Consider the following 17,968-nt stretch of genomic DNA (forward strand, 5'->3'; position numbering starts at 1 on the left):
CATTATTACACTTAGAAATATCTTAATCTTTACTTTCTCATATTAAAATCACCACAACATCACCAATTCACAATAAATTCAATGTGTTATCGCAAAATAAATATAACTTAATAATCAATTAAGTATAAGTCGAAATACTTTAGCTTGAATTCCATTTATTATACGAACAGTCGCGATTTCTCAATCCACTAAAAGGACTCTGTTATGTTTAAAGGAAAAACATTGATCGCCACGGCAATAACTTTATTGCTTGCCTCTACTGCTTATGCTGCTGATGAAGGTTCCGGTGAAATTCATTTCAAAGGGGAAGTCATTGAAGCACCATGTGAAATTAGTCAGAACGACATTGATAAACAAGTTGAACTCGGTCAAGTTTCTACCAACCATATTAATCAGGCACACCACAGTGATGCGATTGCCGTTGATATTCATTTAATCCATTGTGATCTGGAAAATTCTAATAATGGTTCTGGCGGCAAAATCTCCAAAGTCTCCGTTACCTTTGATAGTTCAGCGAAAACGACCAATGCGGACCCAATCCTCAGTAATACCAGTACCGGAGAAGCAACGGGTGTCGGTGTTCGCTTAATGAATAAAAATCAGAGCAATATCACGTTAGGTACTGCGACCCCTGATATTGAACTGATCCCAGCCTCAACTGAGCAGACGCTGAACTTCTTCGCCTGGATGGAACAACTTGATCAAGCGACACCAGTAACGCCGGGGGCAGTCACGGCGAATGCAACCTACGTACTGGAATATAAGTAAGTTCAACCGAGGCGGCCTCCTGCCGCCTTATTTAAAATATTTATCAGGTATGGACACCGTGAATATTTACCGACTCTCTATTATTTTCTGTCTGGCGGCGGTAATACCTTCCGCTCTGGCAGTGGAGTTCAATCTTAACGTTCTTGATAAATCAATGCGCGACAGTATCGATTTATCGTTACTCAAAGAAAAAAATGCTATTGCTCCCGGTGAATATTTTGTCAGTATCGTCATAAATAATAATCAAATCAGCAGTGGGCAAAAAATTCGCTGGCAGAAAGCAGGAGACCAAATCAAGGCGTGTATAGATAGTTCTCTGATGGATAAATTTGGCCTGAAAGATGAAGTCCGCCAGTCATTACCGATAGTTAATAATTGTGTCGATTTTAAATCCAGGCCTGAGATTGTTTTCGTATTCGATCAAAGCAATCAACAGCTTAATATTACAATTCCACAGGCCTGGCTTGCCTGGCACTCAGAAAACTGGACTCCGCCTTCAACATGGAATGCGGGTGTACCTGGTGTATTACTGGATTACAACCTGTTTGCCAGCACGTATCGTCCACAAGAGGGGAGCAATAATACCAATTTAAATGCCTACGGCACTGCCGGACTCAACGCTGGAGCGTGGCGACTGCGTAGTGATTACCAACTAAACCAGTCTGACAGCGGTGACCACCGCGACGAATCGGCTATCATTTCGCGAACATATCTGTTTCGCCCCTTACCGCAACCAGGCGCACGCTTAACTCTCGGCGAAACGGATCTTAGCTCTAATATTTTCGAAGGTTTCTCTTACACAGGCGCGGCGTTGACCAGTGATGATCGGATGTTGCCGTGGGAGTTACGGGGGTACGCTCCACAAATCAGTGGCATCGCCCAAACCAATGCCACTGTCACCATCAGTCATAATGGTCGGGTGATATATCAGAAGAAAGTGCCACCAGGCCCGTTTATTGTTGACGACCTCAATCAATCAGTACAAGGCACTCTGGATGTCAAAGTGACCGAAGAAGATGGCCGGGTTAACAGTTTTCAGATTTCCGCTGCCTCTACCCCCTTCCTGACACGTCAAGGGCAAGTGCGCTATAAACTGGCAGCCGGGCGCCCACGCGCTTCAATGTCACACCATACTGAAAATGAAACCTTTCTCAGTAGCGAAGCGTCCTGGGGAGTTCTTTCCAATACTTCACTCTATGGTGGTATGCTCCTCTCCGGGGATGATTATCACTCCGGGGCGCTGGGTATCGGGCAAAATATGCTCTGGCTGGGGGCGCTCTCGTTCGACGTGACCTGGGCCAAAAGTCAGTTTAATCAGCAAGAAGATGAGCAAGGCTACAGTTATCGTGTTAACCACAGCAAACGAATAGATGCCACCGACAGTTTGCTCTCTTTAGCGGCTTACCGCTTTTCTGATCGCCAATTTCATAGTTACGCCAATTATATTGATCATAAATATAATGATGCCGATACCCACGACGAAAAGCAGACCATTAGTATTTCTGCAAGCCAACCGATCACGCCACTAAATCTTAACCTTAACGTCAACCTGCTGCGTCAGAGATGGTGGAATGCCGATACCACTACAACTGCAAATATAACCGCCGGGTTTAATGTGGATATCGGTGACTGGAAAGATATTTCGGTCTCGACTTCATTTAACACCACCCATTACGAAGACAAAAAACGCGACAACCAGATTTACTTCTCGATCTCGCTACCTGTTGGTGAAGGTGGCCGACTCGGCTATGACTTGCAAAACAGCAGCAACACCACCACACACCGCATGTCATGGAACGACACACTGGATGAACACAATAGTTGGGGAATGTCCGCCGGGCTGCAATCAGATCGCCCCGATAATGGTGCGCAGGTCAGTGGCAATTACCAGCATCTCAGTTCTGTCGGCGAATGGGATCTCACCGGAACATACGCTACTAATGATTACACTTCCGCCAGTTCCAGTTGGAGTGGTTCTTTTACCGCCACGCAATATGGCGCAGCATTTCATCGCCGCAGCTCCACTAACGAACCGCGTTTAATGGTCAGTACCGATGGTGTCGCGAATATCCCCGTTCAGGGCAATCTCGATTACACCAACCACTTTGGTATTGCAGTGGTGCCATTTGTCGCCAGCTACCAGCCTTCAACAGTTGCCATAAATATGAACAACTTACCTGAAGGCGTTACCGTTTCTGAAAATGTAGTTAAAGAAACGTGGATTGAAGGAGCGATTGGCTTTAAATCTATGGCCTCTCGTTCCGGCAAAGATCTCAGTGTCATTATTCGCCAGGCCAGTGGACAGTTCCCCCCGCTGGGTGCGGATATCCAACAAACTACACGGGGTGTTAGCGTGGGAATGGTGAGCGAAGATGGGCACGCATGGCTTAGCGGCGTGGATGAAAATCAACAGTTTACTGTCCTCTGGGGAGATAACCGGAGTTGCACTATTCACCTTCCTGAACGCATGGAAGATACCTCAAAGCGTCTGATTCTCCCGTGTCATTAATTAAGGAAAAGACAATGACAATATGCAAAGGCATGTTCCTTATTCTATTAACAACCAGTCTGTACAGTCATGCTGCTCTCCAACCAGATCGCACGCGCATTGTGTTTGATGCCAACAACAAAGCAACCAGTTTGCGAGTGGAAAACCGCAGCGATAAACTCCCTTATCTGGCCTACTCATGGATAGAAAACGAAAAGGGCGAGAAAAGCGATGACCTGCTGGTAGCCTTGCCCCCCATTCAGCGTCTGGAGCCCAAAGCAACTTCCCAGGTGCGTATCGTTAAACAAGCCTCAACCACGCAACTTCCTGCTGATCGGGAAACGCTGTTTTATTACAATTTACGAGAAATCCCTCCCGCCCCCGATAAAAACAATGATCATGCCGTTTTACAAGTTGCCGTCCAGAGCAGAATTAAATTGTTCTGGCGACCTGCTGCATTACGTAAGAAAACCGGCGATCACGTCGAACAACAGCTACAGGTTAATCAGCAGAATAACCAACTGATAATGAAAAATCCGACCCCTTATTATCTGACAATCGCCTATCTGGGGCGGGATGTGAAGGGCGTGCTTCCGGGGTTTAAAAGTATGATGATTGCCCCTTTTAGTACTGCTTCAACGGCTACGGGGAATTATACAGGTAATCAGTTTTACCTCGGTTATATGGACGATTACGGTGCATTGCGCATGAATACCCTAAAATGCCAGGGCGAGTGCCGTTTACAGCCTGTCGAGGAGAATAAATGAGTCTCTGCAAAAGCGTATTGCTTATCTTTAGCCTGCTTTTTATACCCCTTAAAGCTGCGCTGGCACTGGACTGTTATTTTGGTAATGCTGGCGGCCCGGTTGAAAAATCAGAGGGAATACTTCCTTTCGCTGTACCTTCAAATGCCAGACCAGGAGATAAAATCTGGGAGTCTGACGATATCAAAATTCCTGTTTATTGCGACAACAATACCAATGGTAACTTTGAAAGCGAACATGTTTACGCCTGGGTAAACCCCTATCCAGGAGTGCAGGATCGTTACTACCAATTAGGTGTCACTTATAACGGTGTTGATTACGATGCCAGTCAGGGAAAAAGCAGTATCGACACGACACAATGTATCGATAGCAAAAATATTGACATCTACACACCAGAACAAATTATTGCCATGGGATGGCAGAGTAAACTCTGTTCCGGTGATCCTGAAAATATACACAAAAAACGAACTTTTATTGCCCGAATGCGTTTGTATGTCAAAATCCGCGAAATGCCTCCTCATGACTATCAAAGCCCGCTCAGCGATTATATTGTGGTGCAATTTGACGGCAAAGGTGGCATTAACGAAGATCCCGGCGCAAAAAACCTGAAATATCATATTCAAGGTCTGGAAAATATCCGCGTTCTGGATTGCAGTGTCAATTTTTCGATTGAACCGGCTAATCAGATGATTGATTTTGGTCGCTTTAATGTGCTTGATATTCGCCGCCATAATATGACTAAAACATTTAGTATCCAGACGACGAAATCACAAAATAGCCAGTGTACAGATGGCTTTAAAGTGAGTTCCTCATTTTACACCGAAGAAACTCTGGTGGAGGAAGACAAAGCCCTGTTGATCGGCAATGGTTTACGACTGCGATTACTGGATGAAAACGCCTCGCCCTATGCCTTTAACAAATATACGGAATATGCCGACTTCACCAGCGATATGCTCATTTATAAGCAAACTTATACAGCAGAATTGTCCTCTATTACAGGAACACCTATTCAACCCGGCCCCTTTGACACCGTGGTGCTGTTTAAAATTAACTACAACTGATCGCCTGTACTGCCCTTTTCCACCCAGAGGGGCAGACTTCTCAACTATTTTGCTATTTTTCAAATTTTCTTGATTGCTGATATTTTTTCTTAATCTGGCTTTCTTTATGCTGTATCGATATATCAGGGGCAGTTGCGGAGAGCATGGGATGCCAGTTTTGCAGTGGAGTTTATTATTTTTATTATCAATTCTTCTTTCCGTGCTATTTCTGGCTTTGCATCTTCCTGCGGCATTATTGCTCGGCCCAATGGTGGCCGGAATTATCATCAGTATGAAAGGTGCTACCTTACAACTCCCCCGCTCCGCCTTCCTTGCCGCACAAGCCATTCTTGGTTGCATGATTGCGCAGAATCTTACCGGGTCCATACTGACCACCCTTGCGCAAAACTGGCCCGTCGTGTTGGGTATATTACTGATTACGCTGTTTTCCAGCGCCGCAGTTGGCTGGCTATTGGTGCGCTACAGCTCACTTCCTGGTAATACAGGTGCATGGGGATCTTCTCCCGGCGGAGCGGCAGCAATGGTCGCGATGGCCCAGGATTATGGTGCCGATATCCGCCTGGTGGCATTTATGCAGTATCTACGGGTGCTGTTTGTTGCCGGGGCAGCGGTGCTGGTAACGCGGATTATAATGGGCGACAGCGCCGAAACGACCAGCCAACAAATGGTATGGTTCCCTCCGGTTAGCCTGAATTTACTCAGTACGCTGATTCTGGCGAGCGTGACAGGTTTTATTGGCATTAAATTGCGCATCCCTTCCGGCACCATGTTGCTACCGATGCTTACAGGCGCATTCCTCCAGTCTGGTGAAATCATCACTATTGAAATGCCGGAATGGCTGCTGGCGCTTGCTTATATGGGTATTGGCTGGCGTATTGGTCTGGGATTCGATAAGCAAATTTTGCTGCGCGCCTTACGCCCACTGCCGCAAATTTTGGCCTCAATCTTTGCTTTGCTGGCAATTTGTGCCGGGATGGCATGGGGGCTAACTTACTTTATGCAGATTGATTTTATGACTGCCTATCTCGCCACAAGCCCTGGTGGACTTGATACAGTGGCAGTCATTGCCGCAGGGAGCAACGCCGATATGGCGCTCATTATGGCGATGCAAACCCTGCGGTTGTTTAGCATTTTACTGACGGGGCCAGCCATTGCGCGGTTTATCTCAACATATGCGCCGAAACGAACAACTTAGGACAATGCCCGGCCGCAGTATGGCTGCGAGTGATAGTCAACACAATGCACCAGGTTATTAATGTGTCGCTCCACCTGCCACGATAATATCGGCATCGACATACAACGCCGTAATAATTGCGGTTTCGAGCGCTCTTCGCACGGTATCTGCCGCCATGCTCGGCGCTCCTGGGTGTGCCGCTGCCTGTTGAGGCAGGTAGGGAATATGAATAAATCCCCCTTTAACATCCGCCATGCTACTTAATTTATGCAATAGCCCGTACATCACATGATTGCAGACAAAGGTTCCCGCCGTCTGGGATACAGAAGCCGGAATGCCAGCCTCCCGTATCGCTGAAACCATTGCTTTTATGGGTAAAGTGCTAAACCAGGCTGCCGGACCATTAGGGATTACCGGTACATCAACCGGCTGGTTGCCACGGTTATCCGGGATTCGCGCATCATCAACGTTAATTGCCACGCGCTCAACCGTGATATCAGTTCGTCCACCAGCCTGTCCTACTGCCAGCACCACCGATGGCGAAAGCGCATCAATTGCCGAATTCAGCACCGCTAACGACTCACCAAACACACACGGTAATTGCCGTGCCACCACCCGACAGCCACCAAGAATCGCATTATCGAGCTGCGAAACTACTTCCCATGAAGGATTAATTTGCTCACCACCAAACGGTTCAAAACCGGTGATTAAAACGGTTTTCATCCTGCCCCCTTATAAAAACATCAGGAAATACATCAGGAAAATATTGACCAGCAATAGCATCAGGCCGGTCGGCACCTGGACTTTGATCACCGCGTTTTTATCCGGCAGCTCCAGCAAAGCAGCAGGTACGATATTGAAATTCGCCGCCATCGGCGTCATCAACGTACCACAATAACCAGAGAACATCCCGATAGCGGCCATTACCGCCGGGTTACCACCATGTTGAAGCACCAGAATAGGAATGCCGATCCCAGCAGTCACTATCGGGAAGGCGGCAAAAGCATTACCCATCACCATCGTCAGCAATGCCATACCAATGGTATAAACCGCTACTGCAATAAATCGACTATCTACCGCCAGATATTCCTGAGTGAGATACGAAATACCATTGCCAACACCCGCAGCCGTAAACAGCAAGCCCAACGTGGCGAGAATTTGCGGCAAGATAAACGCCCAGCCAATGGAGTCCAGAAGCCGACGCGCTTCCTGAATTGGCTGATGTACCCGCTCATGGGTCATTTTGATCCCCATCGCCAGGCCAATCAGCGTACCCACCGTCATGGAAAACAGGGTCACCAGTGTCGAATGATTACCAGGACCAAATAGCGCTTCCTGCAAACCGGGAATGTGATTGAACATCAGGACGCCAATCACCGTGACCAACGGAATCGCCAGTGCCGGATAAAAAAGCCGATTGCCCAACCGTTGGGCACTCTCTTCGCGCTGCTGTGGAGTACGCTGGTGATAACGCCCCAACTTAACGCCACCAAAACCAGCAATTAGCGCCATGAGTACAACTGCCACCCCGACCGCAATATTGACCGTGCGTTTATCGCCAACCAATGAGTACGTCCAGTCGCCAAGCAAAAACAACAGGCCGTAAATGCCCCAGAACAGCCCGGTGGTCACACGGCGCGGGTTCGCTTTATCCTGCCAGGACATCACCGCCACTATCAGCAGGACGATCCCTGCCAGCCAGTAAAGCCAGCTTTGCTGAAAATTCATTGCACTTCTCCTTTCTCTACCGTGGTGCCATTGGCTTTACTTAATTCACGATGCAGATAATGATCCAAACGCCACAACCGCGCGCCGTGGATCAGAAAAGCGCAAATCGCTGTAGGGATCCCCCACAGGGCAATATGCAATGGTTCAGTCTGAATACCGCCAGACTCCAGCATAAAGTTATGCATGAAGATGATCGCACCAAAGGCAACGAAAATATCTTCGCCAAAAAACAGCCCGACGTTATCAGTCGCTGCCGACATCGCCCGCAGACGATAACGCACTGCTCCGGGCAACGGTCCATACTTTTTCTCCGCGGCGCCTTCTGCCATCGGGGCCAGCAACGGACGCACCATTTGCGGCTGCCCGCCAAGACTGGTTAATCCCAGTGCCGCAGTGCATTCGCGAATGAAAAGATAAACAATCAGCAGGCGTCCTGATGTGGCGCTACGAATTTTGGCAATCCACGCCTGAGCGCGCTCTTTAAGCCCGTGACGCTCCAGCAGACCGATAACTGCCAGTGGCAGCAGCAGAATAAACGGCAGATTGCGAGTATTAAGAAACCCTTCACCCAGCTTTTCGAGGATCGTGGCGATCGGCATCTGCGCTGCCAGCCCAGTCACGATCCCGGCGACAATCACCACCAGCACCGGGTTAAAACGTAAAAGAAATCCGACCACAATGACGGCAATACCCGTCAGTGGCCATAGAGATATAGCCTCTCCCATAAACTCATCCTGTTTGTAACGTGTGTTGTTGTGATTTTGCTGCGCCTTATGACGCAGCATTTTTTTATTTATGCTTGTACTGCGATTCCACGCTCCAGGAACGCAGCGCGAAGGCGACGGGCAAAAGCGAGAGCGTGCTCCCCGTCACCATGTAAACAAACCGTTTGTGCCTCGACAGGAGTCCACTCACCAGTAATGCTTTTTACCCTCCCGTTTTGCACCATCTCCAGCGTCTGCGCAAGCGATTGCTCTTCATCTTCAATTAAAGCACCTGGTTGACTGCGTGGTACCAGCGAACCATCTGCCTGATATCCCCGGTCGGCAAATACTTCCTGGCGTGTTGTCAGACCGTAGTGTTTCCCGGCGCGGATCAGTTCGCTTCCAGCCAGCCCGACAAGAATAAGTGCCGGATCACAGGCGTGGACTGCTTTTGCAATGGCATCCGCCAGTTGCGGTTCTTTCGCTGCCTGGTTGTACAACATGCCATGAGGTTTGACGTGGCGCATCACTCCCCCTTCAGCATGAGTAATCGCTGCCAGCGCTCCTATCTGGTATAGCGTCTGGGCATAAACCGTTTCCGGCGGCAGCTGCATCGCGGTGCGGCCAAAATTTTCCCGATCAGGAAAACCCGGATGCGCGCCGATAGCCACACCGTTTTTCACTGCTTCACGCACGCTTGCCTGCATGGTTTGCGCATCTCCGGCGTGAAATCCACAGGCAATATTGGCAGATGACACCAGCGTAAGAAGCTCTGCATCACTGGCGCAGCCTTCACCCAGGTCTGCGTTAAGATCAATTTTCATTGTGTAACCGCCATGCTAATTGTTCGAAGTAGCGCTGCTGATCGTGACGCGCTTTTAGCGCCTCCTCCAACGAGCACTGCACAAAGTGGATTGGCTGTCCAAGCGGGATTTGCGCCAGATGGTACATGTCAGCCTCGATAATGCAGGCAATTCGCGGATATCCACCGGTAGTTTGGGCATCGTTCATCAATACGATTGGCTGACCGTTATGCGGCACCTGTATCACACCAGGTAGCAGACCATGAGAAAGCATTTCACGCTGAGTCGTGCGTTTTAACACTTGCCCCTGAAGGCGATATCCCATGCGGTTACTTTGCGGGCTCAACTGCCACGGTGAACGCCAGAATGCCTCTTGTGAAGCGCGATCAAACTCATGATATTCCGGCCCCGGCAAGGCGCGAATACGGTTGCCCCACAGTAGCTGTTTTACCCCTTGTGCTTCCATAAACGCACGCGTTGCTTTGCCAATGGGAAGTCTGTCGCCATCTTTCAGTAACCGCCCTTCGAGACCACCAATCCCCACTTTCAGATCAGTACTGCATGATCCCATTACCGCAGGAACATCAATGCCTCCCGCGACAGCCAGATAGCTGCGCATCCCATGCAATGGGCGCTTAAGTGTTAAACGCTGACCGGCCTTCACGGGTAAGCGCCAGCCTGTCCAGACAGCATTGTCATCCAGCCGCGCCTCACAACCAGCTCCCGTCAGGGCAAACCAGCCGTCACTTTCAAATTCAACCGTTAACTGCCCGAGGGTGATTTCCAGTGCTGGCGCATCGGCAGCATTACCTACCAACAGATTCGCTATACGTAATGCAGGCAAATCCAGTGCGCCACAGTGACTGATCCCAGACTGACGAAAACCATGACGACCGCCATCCTGAACAGTGGTGTACATTCCCGCGCGAATGATTTTCAGCATACTCCCTCCTTCTGCGGTACAAAGCGCACGCTATCTCCTGGGCGCAACAAGATGGGCTCATCCCGTGTGGGATCAAACAATTTCAACGATGTATGACCAATTAACTGCCAGCCGCCAGGTGTTGGAATTGGGTAGATCCCCGTCTGTGGCCCACCAATTCCCACAGAACCTGCCGGAACACTCAGGCGTGGTTCTGCGCGACGAGGGGTATGCAGTTGTTCCGGTAAGTTACCCAGATAAGGGAATCCTGGCTGGAATCCGAGGAACCAGACCACATACTCCACTGACGAGTGCAGCTCTACCACCTGCTTTTCACTTAATCCACAGTGACTTGCGACAACAGACAGATCGGGGCCACCTGCTCCACCATAAACTACCGGGATTTCGATAAAGCGCGAGTCAGGCTCCAGTGCGTCGCTCTCTTCCCACCAGCGTTGTAAACGCTCAATCGCATCCAGAGCCAGCGATTGCGGTTCCTTTAAAATTACCGTGATATTGTTCATACCCGGTATCGATTCCACGACATTCGGCATATCCACCAGACGCTGCGCCAGTCGCCAGATACGTTTCTGGCTGGCCAGCGTGACTGGCGGCTCCAGTTCCAGCACTACCGCCGTTTCACCTAACAGATAACAACGCGCTCGTTGCACTTTCGTTCCCTCTAATAGTTAGTTATGCAGGATTTGGAATATCAATAAAGGTCACATCCAGATCAGTATTTTCGTTCAGCCACTCACTCAAAGCGCGAATACCACCACGTTCGGTGGCATGGTGCCCTGCGGCATAGAAATGCAGCTCCTGCTCGCGGGCAGAGTGAATCGTTTGTTCGGAGACTTCTCCGGTAATAAATGCGTCAACACCAAAACGGGCGGCGCTGTCGATAAAGCTTTGTCCGCCTCCGGTGCACCAGGCTACGCGCTGCACCCTCTCTGGCCCGGTATCGCCGCACCACAGAGGCTTACGCCCGAGTCGTGCTTCTATCCATGAAGCCAGCTCCAGCCCCGGAACAGGCATAGTCAGTTCTCCCCATAGCAGCAGTGGCTCAATCTCGCCCATGACGGTGATGCCAAGTAATGCTGCCAGTTGTGCGTTATTGCCCAGTTCAGGATGGGAATCCAGCGGCAGATGCCAGCCATACAGGTTGATATCGTTAGCCAGCAAGGTTTTTAAACGACGGCGTTTCATGCCGCGAATCACCGGAGATTCACCTTTCCAGAAATAACCGTGATGCACGATGACCGCGTCGGCCTCCAGGCGTACCGCTTCATCAAGCAGTGCCTGGCTGGCGGTAACACCGGTAACGATTTTTTGCACCGTCTCTTTGCCTTCAACCTGCAAGCCATTTGGCGCGTAGTCACTGATCGCCGCGCTGTTCAGCTTTTCGTTAATTAATTGTTCCAGTTCGGTGTTTTTCATCATCGCGCCCTACATTGTTTTTACATTCAGTTAAAATAGCGTTCTCACGGCAGTTCGTCGATAGCCAATCTTTTGACATATTCAGAAACAAACCCACCTTATCACAACGTAAATTGTATCTTTAACCTTGAGCAGGTTAGTGTATATTTATGCACTCAGACAGCATATTGCACAAACAATCAAATCTGTATCAAAGCGATAACTTTAAGGAAACACACGCACGCAGCATATTATGCTGGCTGTGTGGCATTCACTCCCAGGACATAACATGAATAAACAAGCATCACAGCCACGGGCGATTTACTACGTCGTCGCGTTGCAAATTTGGGAATATTTTAGCTTCTATGGCATGCGCGCTCTGCTCATTCTTTATCTTACTAACCAGTTGAAATATGACGACAATCACGCCTACGCGTTGTTCAGTGCTTACTGCTCGCTGGTGTATGTTACGCCGATTCTGGGTGGCTACCTGGCTGATAAAGTGCTTGGTAACCGAATGGCGGTAATGCTGGGCGCTTTGCTGATGGCCATCGGTCATGTCGTGCTGGGGGCAAGCGAAATCCACCCCACATTCCTTTATCTTTCGCTGGCGATTATCGTCTGCGGCTATGGCCTGTTTAAATCTAACGTAAGCTGTCTGCTTGGCGAGCTGTATGAGCCAACCGATCCACGTCGTGATGGCGGTTTCTCGCTGATGTATGCGGCAGGCAACGTGGGATCTATTATCGCGCCCATCGCCTGTGGTTATGCCCAGGAAGAGTACAGTTGGGCGATGGGCTTTGGTCTGGCGGCGGTTGGCATGATCGCGGGTCTGGTTATCTTCTTATGTGGCAATCGTCATTTTGCTCATACCCGTGGCGTTAACAAAACGGTGCTGTGCGCCAGAAACTTTCTGCTGCCGAACTGGGGATGGCTGCTGGTTCTGCTGGTGGCAACGCCTGCGCTGATTACCGTGTTGTTCTGGAAAGAGTGGTCGGTATACGCCTTGATTGTCGCGACTATCATTGGCCTTGGCGTTCTGGCAAAAATTTATCGCAAAGCAGAAAACCAGAAACAGCGTAAAGAGCTGGGACTGATTGTGACGCTCACCTTCTTCAGTATGTTGTTCTGGGCCTTCGCACAACAGGGCGGTAGCTCGATTAGCCTTTATATCGACCGCTTCGTTAACCGCGATATGTTTGGTTATACCGTTCCGACCGCTATGTTCCAGTCGATTAATGCCTTCGCGGTCATGCTGTGCGGTGTGTTCCTGGCATGGGTGGTCAAAGAGAGCGTCGCGGGTAATCGTACCGTGCGCATCTGGGGAAAATTTGCTCTTGGTCTTGGCCTGATGAGCGCCGGATTCTGCATTCTGACCTTAAGCGCCCGCTGGTCTGCAATGTATGGTCACTCTTCTCTGCCACTGATGGTGTTAGGTCTGGCGGTGATGGGCTTTGCCGAACTGTTTATCGACCCGGTTGCCATGTCGCAAATTACGCGCATTGAAATTCCGGGCGTGACCGGCGTATTAACCGGCATTTACATGCTGCTTTCTGGCGCGATTGCGAACTATCTGGCTGGCGTGATTGCCGATCAGACATCGCAATCTTCGTTTGATGCCTCCGGGGCGATCAACTACTCCATCAATGCATATATTGAAGTGTTTGATCAAATCACCTGGGGTGCACTGGCGTGTGTAGGACTGGTACTGATGATTTGGCTGTATCAGGCGCTTAAGTTCAGAAACCGCACGCTGGCGCTGGAGTCTTAACAGGCCAGCACCGATGCCTGATAAGACGCTCGCTGCGTTTTATCAGGCTCCTTTCTTCGCTTCTTCATACGCTGCCAGCGTTCGCAGCCTTGCCTCTTTGTGATCGACTATCGGTTGCGGATAATCCAGCGTCACACCTGCTTTCTGCGCCCACTTCCACGGTTCATGCACCGCTTTCCCTGGTACATCACGCAACTCTGGTAACCACTGGCGGATAAACTCACCTTCGTGGTCAAATTTCTCGCCCTGAGTTGTCGGGTTGAAAATACGGAAATACGGTGCAGCATCAGTTCCAGTGGAAGCCGCCCATTGCCAGCCACCGTTATTGGCTGCCAAATCACCATCAATCAGTTGCGACATGAAATATCGCTCGCCTTCCCGCCAGTCGATCAGCAAATCTTTCACCAGAAAACTGGCAGTAATCATCCGTAGCCGGTTATGCATCCAGCCACTGCTATTAAGCTGACGCATGGCGGCATCAACAATTGGGTATCCCGTTTTGCCTTCCTGCCAGGCCTTTAAATGGGCGGGATTGCTTTGCCATTGCACGCGGTCGGTCCAGGCAATAAACGGTCGATGTTTACACAACGAGGGGTAATACGTCATCAGATGACGGTAGAACTCGCGCCAGATCAACTCATTAAGCCAGACGCTACCAGCCCCGCCATCCAGCGCCTGCGGCTGTTCCGCCAACAGGCGATGCAGACACTGGCGAGGCGATAACCTACCCGTTGCCAGGCTGGCGGACAAACGACTGGTGCCTTCCACTGCCGGAAAATCTCGTTGTTGCTCATACTCTCCGGCACCGTTCTGGCAAAACTGGCGTAATTGCGCAATCGCCGCTTTTTCTTCCACCGGGAAATGCGCAGTATCGAAAGACTGACGAGGATAATTCAGCGTAATGGATGGCGCGGTCTCTATCGATCCGCTACTACGAACTTTTGGTGCAGCGACGCACTCCGGCATCCCTTCCCGCAGCCGTTTCAGCCAGGCATTCTTAAAAGGCGTAAAGACTTTGTACATCTCATGATTGCCAGTCATCACCGCCCCCGGCGGCAGGATCACGCTGTCATCAAATCCTTCACACACCACGTTACGCAGCGCTCTTTCAACTTCCACATCCCGCGCCCGCTCATTCACCTCATACTGATAGTTATAAAAAAGATGAGTAACGCGGTTTTCCGCGCACACCTGTTTAACTATTTCGACGCTGGCGACAAAGTCATCCACTTCACGGAATAATAAAGGAATACCTTTTTCCGCCAGCGCTATTCGTAGCCCATTCAGTTGAGCATTGATAAGTTCAGCCTGACGCGGCGACATGTTATGCGCTGCCCACTGACGTGGTGTTGCGATATTCAGCGCCAGCACGCGTGCAGACGAATTGCGGCAGGCGGCAGCAAGCGCGAGATTGTCGTGCAGACGTAAATCCTGGCGAAACCAGACCAGATGGGTAGTCATAAAACTCCTGAATGGCGCAAGTTAATCACACGCGGCCAAAGTTCGAAATAACGCTGCCCTGAAAGCCAGGCTTCAGGATAAAGCGCCATATAGTGTTTGATACGCATCAGCGGCGCAAGAAGCGGTTGCTCGCCACGGCGATAACTGTCGATAAGCGCCGCCAGCTGCTGGCGATCTGTGGAATCAATATGTGGGCGAAAATATCCCTGAACGTGCATCAAAACGTTGGTGTGATCGCGCGTGTTGGCAGGGTGAGAAAGCAAAACAATGACGCGTTGGCGGTACTGGTTGTAATAGTCATCCAGATTTTGCCACTGGTGAATATCAGCCACAAACGGGCCAAGTTTGCGGTATTCCGGCTGGGAATGAGCCAGAAAGACGAGTTTATAGCGGCTGTGATAATCGAGAAGCGCCGCGCGCGTTAAGCCTCGCTCTTTAAGACGGTGTAACTCATGCAAAGCAAAAATGCGGATAAGGGTGCTGTCATCAAAAAGTTGTTGATTCATTACTACTCCTGGGCGGTTTACAGGAGTAAGTGTAGACGGCGAAAACAAAAAAACCGCCAGCGTCTCCGTTAGCGGTTTTCTTTGAACATCATGTTTAGCAATCAGTAAAAATCACCGGTTGCCTTTTCGGCCTGATCCATCCACACCGGTTTATCGCTGGTTTTCGACCAGACGCGATGCAGATAGCTGTAAAAGCGGGCGCGGTCTTTCCAGAAAAGCATGAAAGGCAGCGCCAGAACGCCCGCTGCAACCGCATAAGTACGGCGTAAAAAGATAAGCCATGCAGGATATTCTCTGTAGAGTTCCATACTTTTCTCCCCCTTTTGTATCTACCCGGTGAATGGCACCGGAAAAATGAATTCGTTTATCTGATGAAAATAGTACCGCCTTTTGTGTAATTTTACCACTCATCCGACCACTTATTTTTGCTTATTGATGGTTTATTTACATTCATCGTGTAATTAAGTTACATGAAAGTTAAATTAATACTAAACATTAGTTAAATCATGGCTTTTGCCATTTTTATACTTTTTTTACACCCCGCCCGCGGATTTTTGCGAAATCTTTGCAGCCAGAATTCTACCCTTCCGGTATCACTTTTAGGCCACTGGAGGTGCACTGTGAGTGCAGGCGTGATAGCCGGCGTGTTGCTGGTGTTTTTATTACTGGGTTATCTGGTTTATGCCCTGATCAATGCGGAGGCGTTCTGATGGCTGCGCAAGGGTTCTTACTGATTGTCACGTTTTTACTGGTGTTAATGGTGCTGGCGCGCCCTTTGGGCAGTGGGCTGGCGCGGCTGATTAATGATATTCCTCTTCCTGGTACGACGGGCGTTGAGCGCGTACTCTTTCGTGTACTCGGCGTCTCTGGCCTTGAGATGAACTGGAAGCAGTATCTCTCTGCCATTCTCGGCCTGAACATGCTGGGGCTGGCGGTGCTGTTTTTTATGTTGCTCGGTCAGCACTATCTACCGCTTAACCCGCAGCAGTTACCGGGGCTGTCGTGGGATCTGGCGCTGAATACCGCCGTCAGCTTTGTCACTAATACCAACTGGCAATCTTACAGCGGTGAAACCACATTGAGCTATTTCAGCCAGATGGCGGGCTTAACGGTACAAAACTTTCTTTCTGCCGCCAGCGGGATTGCGGTGATTTTTGCCCTCATCCGCGCGTTTACCCGCCAGAGCATGAGCACACTCGGCAATGCCTGGGTCGATCTGCTACGCATCACGTTATGGGTGTTAGCCCCGGTGGCGTTGTTGATCGCGCTGTTTTTTATTCAACAAGGTGCGTTGCAAAACTTTCTTCCCTATCAGTCGGTTACGACTGTTGAAGGGGCGCAACAGCTGTTACCCATGGGGCCTGTAGCTTCTCAGGAAGCGATCAAGATGCTCGGCACTAATGGCGGCGGTTTCTTTAATGCCAACTCATCGCATCCGTTTGAAAACCCGACCGCACTGACCAACTTCGTACAAATGCTGGCGATCTTCGTGATCCCAACGGCACTGTGCTTTGCCTTTGGCGAAGTGGCGGGCGAGCGCCGTCAGGGGCGCATGTTGCTGTGGGCGATGTCGGTGATTTTTGTCATCTGCGTAGGCGTGGTGATGTGGGCAGAAGTTCAGGGTAATCCGCATCTGCTGGCGCTCGGCGCGGACAGCAGCATCAATATGGAAGGTAAAGAGAGCCGTTTCGGTGTGCTGGTCAGTAGCCTGTTTGCAGTCGTGACCACGGCAGCTTCCTGCGGTGCGGTGATTGCGATGCATGATTCGTTTACCGCTCTCGGTGGCATGGTACCGATGTGGTTGATGCAAATTGGTGAGGTGGTATTCGGCGGCGTCGGTTCTGGTCTTTACGGCATGATGCTGTTCGTTCTGCTGGCGGTGTTTATTGCCGGACTGATGATTGGTCGTACGCCGGAATATCTGGGTAAAAAAATCGACGTACGCGAGATGAAACTGACCGCACTGGCGATTCTGGTCACCCCAACGCTGGTACTGATGGGCGCAGCACTGGCGATGATGACCGACGCCGGACGTAGCGCCATGCTCAACCCTGGCCCGCACGGTTTTAGCGAAGTGCTGTATGCCGTGTCGTCCGCCGCTAACAACAACGGCAGCGCCTTTGCCGGCTTAAGCGCCAACTCTCCGTTCTGGAACTGTTTACTGGCGTTCTGCATGTTTGTCGGTCGCTTCGGGGTGATTATCCCGGTGATGGCGATTGCCGGTTCGCTGGTGAGTAAAAAGAGCCAGCCCGCCAGCTCCGGCACTCTACCAACGCACGGCCCGCTGTTTGTTGGCCTGTTAATCGGCACCGTGTTGCTGGTTGGCGCACTGACCTTTATCCCTGCCCTGGCGCTTGGTCCGGTGGCGGAATACCTCTCCTGATGATATTGAGTGAGCACTG

At 50.3% G+C, this 17,968-nt stretch carries 18 protein-coding genes; 8 read left to right on the forward strand and 10 right to left on the reverse strand.

The window, feature by feature from the left end; genetic code table 11:
- Positions 1 to 204: 204 nt before the first annotated feature.
- The 5 genes from EFER_RS12070 to EFER_RS12090 all read left to right on the forward strand — a co-directional run bounded on the left by EFER_RS12070 (position 205) and on the right by EFER_RS12090 (position 6,276).
- Complete coding sequence (locus EFER_RS12070; RefSeq protein WP_000472380.1) at positions 205 to 768, forward strand: fimbrial protein; 564 nt, start codon at positions 205 to 207, stop codon at positions 766 to 768.
- Positions 769 to 817: 49 nt separating this feature from the next.
- Positions 818 to 3,277, forward strand: coding sequence for a fimbria/pilus outer membrane usher protein (locus tag EFER_RS12075; RefSeq protein ID WP_065757563.1), 2,460 nt, complete (start codon positions 818 to 820; stop codon positions 3,275 to 3,277).
- 14 nt (positions 3,278 to 3,291) lie between these two features.
- The gene (locus EFER_RS12080) at positions 3,292 to 4,023 is read left to right on the forward strand and encodes a fimbrial biogenesis chaperone (protein ID WP_000150834.1); all 732 of its coding nucleotides are present in this window, start codon (positions 3,292 to 3,294) and stop codon (positions 4,021 to 4,023) included.
- Positions 4,020 to 5,081 (forward strand): fimbrial protein, encoded by a 1,062-nt coding sequence (locus EFER_RS12085; protein WP_000050582.1) that lies wholly within the window; start codon positions 4,020 to 4,022, stop codon positions 5,079 to 5,081. The genes EFER_RS12080 and EFER_RS12085 overlap by 4 nt, the downstream gene beginning before the upstream one ends.
- Before the next feature lie 148 nt (positions 5,082 to 5,229).
- Complete coding sequence (locus tag EFER_RS12090) at positions 5,230 to 6,276, forward strand: AbrB family transcriptional regulator (protein WP_001144723.1); 1,047 nt, start codon at positions 5,230 to 5,232, stop codon at positions 6,274 to 6,276.
- Positions 6,277 to 6,333: 57 nt separating this feature from the next.
- Here the strand turns inward: EFER_RS12090 and pcp are convergent, their stop codons facing one another.
- From pcp to ybgI, 7 genes are all read right to left on the reverse strand, one after another.
- Positions 6,334 to 6,978, reverse strand: a complete 645-nt coding sequence (gene pcp / locus EFER_RS12095) for a pyroglutamyl-peptidase I (RefSeq protein ID WP_000859694.1) — start codon at positions 6,976 to 6,978, stop codon at positions 6,334 to 6,336.
- A gap of 9 nt (positions 6,979 to 6,987) precedes the next feature.
- Complete coding sequence (locus EFER_RS12100; protein ID WP_001011088.1) at positions 6,988 to 7,983, reverse strand: DUF979 domain-containing protein; 996 nt, start codon at positions 7,981 to 7,983, stop codon at positions 6,988 to 6,990.
- Positions 7,980 to 8,708, reverse strand: a complete 729-nt coding sequence (locus tag EFER_RS12105; protein ID WP_024256499.1) for a DUF969 domain-containing protein — start codon at positions 8,706 to 8,708, stop codon at positions 7,980 to 7,982. Before EFER_RS12105 ends, EFER_RS12100 begins: the two co-directional genes overlap by 4 nt.
- 68 nt (positions 8,709 to 8,776) lie before the next feature.
- A complete protein-coding gene (gene pxpA / locus EFER_RS12110) occupies positions 8,777 to 9,511 on the reverse strand; it encodes a 5-oxoprolinase subunit PxpA (RefSeq protein ID WP_000687155.1) in 735 nt (244 codons plus the stop codon).
- Positions 9,501 to 10,433: a 5-oxoprolinase subunit PxpC gene (pxpC, locus tag EFER_RS12115; protein ID WP_000912705.1), complete on the reverse strand. Its 933-nt coding sequence runs from the start codon at positions 10,431 to 10,433 to the stop codon at positions 9,501 to 9,503. Before pxpC ends, pxpA begins: the two co-directional genes overlap by 11 nt.
- Positions 10,427 to 11,083 carry a 5-oxoprolinase subunit PxpB gene (gene pxpB / locus EFER_RS12120; protein ID WP_001188384.1) on the reverse strand — a complete coding sequence of 219 codons (657 nt, stop codon included), beginning with the start codon at positions 11,081 to 11,083 and terminating at the stop codon, positions 10,427 to 10,429. Before pxpB ends, pxpC begins: the two co-directional genes overlap by 7 nt.
- 22 nt (positions 11,084 to 11,105) lie before the next feature.
- Complete coding sequence (gene ybgI, locus EFER_RS12125) at positions 11,106 to 11,849, reverse strand: radiation resistance protein YbgI (RefSeq protein ID WP_000798861.1); 744 nt, start codon at positions 11,847 to 11,849, stop codon at positions 11,106 to 11,108.
- Positions 11,850 to 12,117: 268 nt separating this feature from the next.
- Here ybgI and dtpD point away from each other — a divergent pair, with 268 nt between their 5' ends.
- A complete protein-coding gene (gene dtpD, locus EFER_RS12130; protein ID WP_001041117.1) occupies positions 12,118 to 13,599 on the forward strand; it encodes a dipeptide permease DtpD in 1,482 nt (493 codons plus the stop codon).
- Between the two features lie 42 nt (positions 13,600 to 13,641).
- Here dtpD and phrB read toward each other — a convergent pair whose 3' ends face one another.
- The 3 genes from phrB to EFER_RS12145 all read right to left on the reverse strand — a co-directional run bounded on the left by phrB (position 13,642) and on the right by EFER_RS12145 (position 15,874).
- Entirely contained in the window at positions 13,642 to 15,060 is a 1,419-nt protein-coding gene (gene phrB / locus EFER_RS12135) for a deoxyribodipyrimidine photo-lyase (RefSeq protein WP_000207119.1), read from the reverse strand.
- Entirely contained in the window at positions 15,057 to 15,566 is a 510-nt protein-coding gene (locus tag EFER_RS12140) for a YbgA family protein (RefSeq protein WP_001075788.1), read from the reverse strand. The genes phrB and EFER_RS12140 overlap by 4 nt, the downstream gene beginning before the upstream one ends.
- A 101-nt stretch (positions 15,567 to 15,667) precedes the next feature.
- Positions 15,668 to 15,874 (reverse strand): YbfA family protein, encoded by a 207-nt coding sequence (locus EFER_RS12145; protein ID WP_000424924.1) that lies wholly within the window; start codon positions 15,872 to 15,874, stop codon positions 15,668 to 15,670.
- A gap of 312 nt (positions 15,875 to 16,186) precedes the next feature.
- On the opposite strand from EFER_RS12145, the gene kdpF reads away from it, so the two are divergent.
- Both kdpF and kdpA read left to right on the forward strand, forming a co-directional pair.
- Entirely contained in the window at positions 16,187 to 16,276 is a 90-nt protein-coding gene (gene kdpF, locus EFER_RS12150; RefSeq protein ID WP_001365534.1) for a K(+)-transporting ATPase subunit F, read from the forward strand.
- The gene (gene kdpA / locus EFER_RS12155) at positions 16,276 to 17,949 is read left to right on the forward strand and encodes a potassium-transporting ATPase subunit KdpA (RefSeq protein ID WP_000741170.1); all 1,674 of its coding nucleotides are present in this window, start codon (positions 16,276 to 16,278) and stop codon (positions 17,947 to 17,949) included. Before kdpF ends, kdpA begins: the two co-directional genes overlap by 1 nt.
- Positions 17,950 to 17,968 lie beyond the last annotated feature (19 nt).

The sequence above is a fragment of the Escherichia fergusonii ATCC 35469 genome (genome assembly GCF_000026225.1).
Lineage (GTDB): Bacteria > Pseudomonadota > Gammaproteobacteria > Enterobacterales > Enterobacteriaceae > Escherichia > Escherichia fergusonii.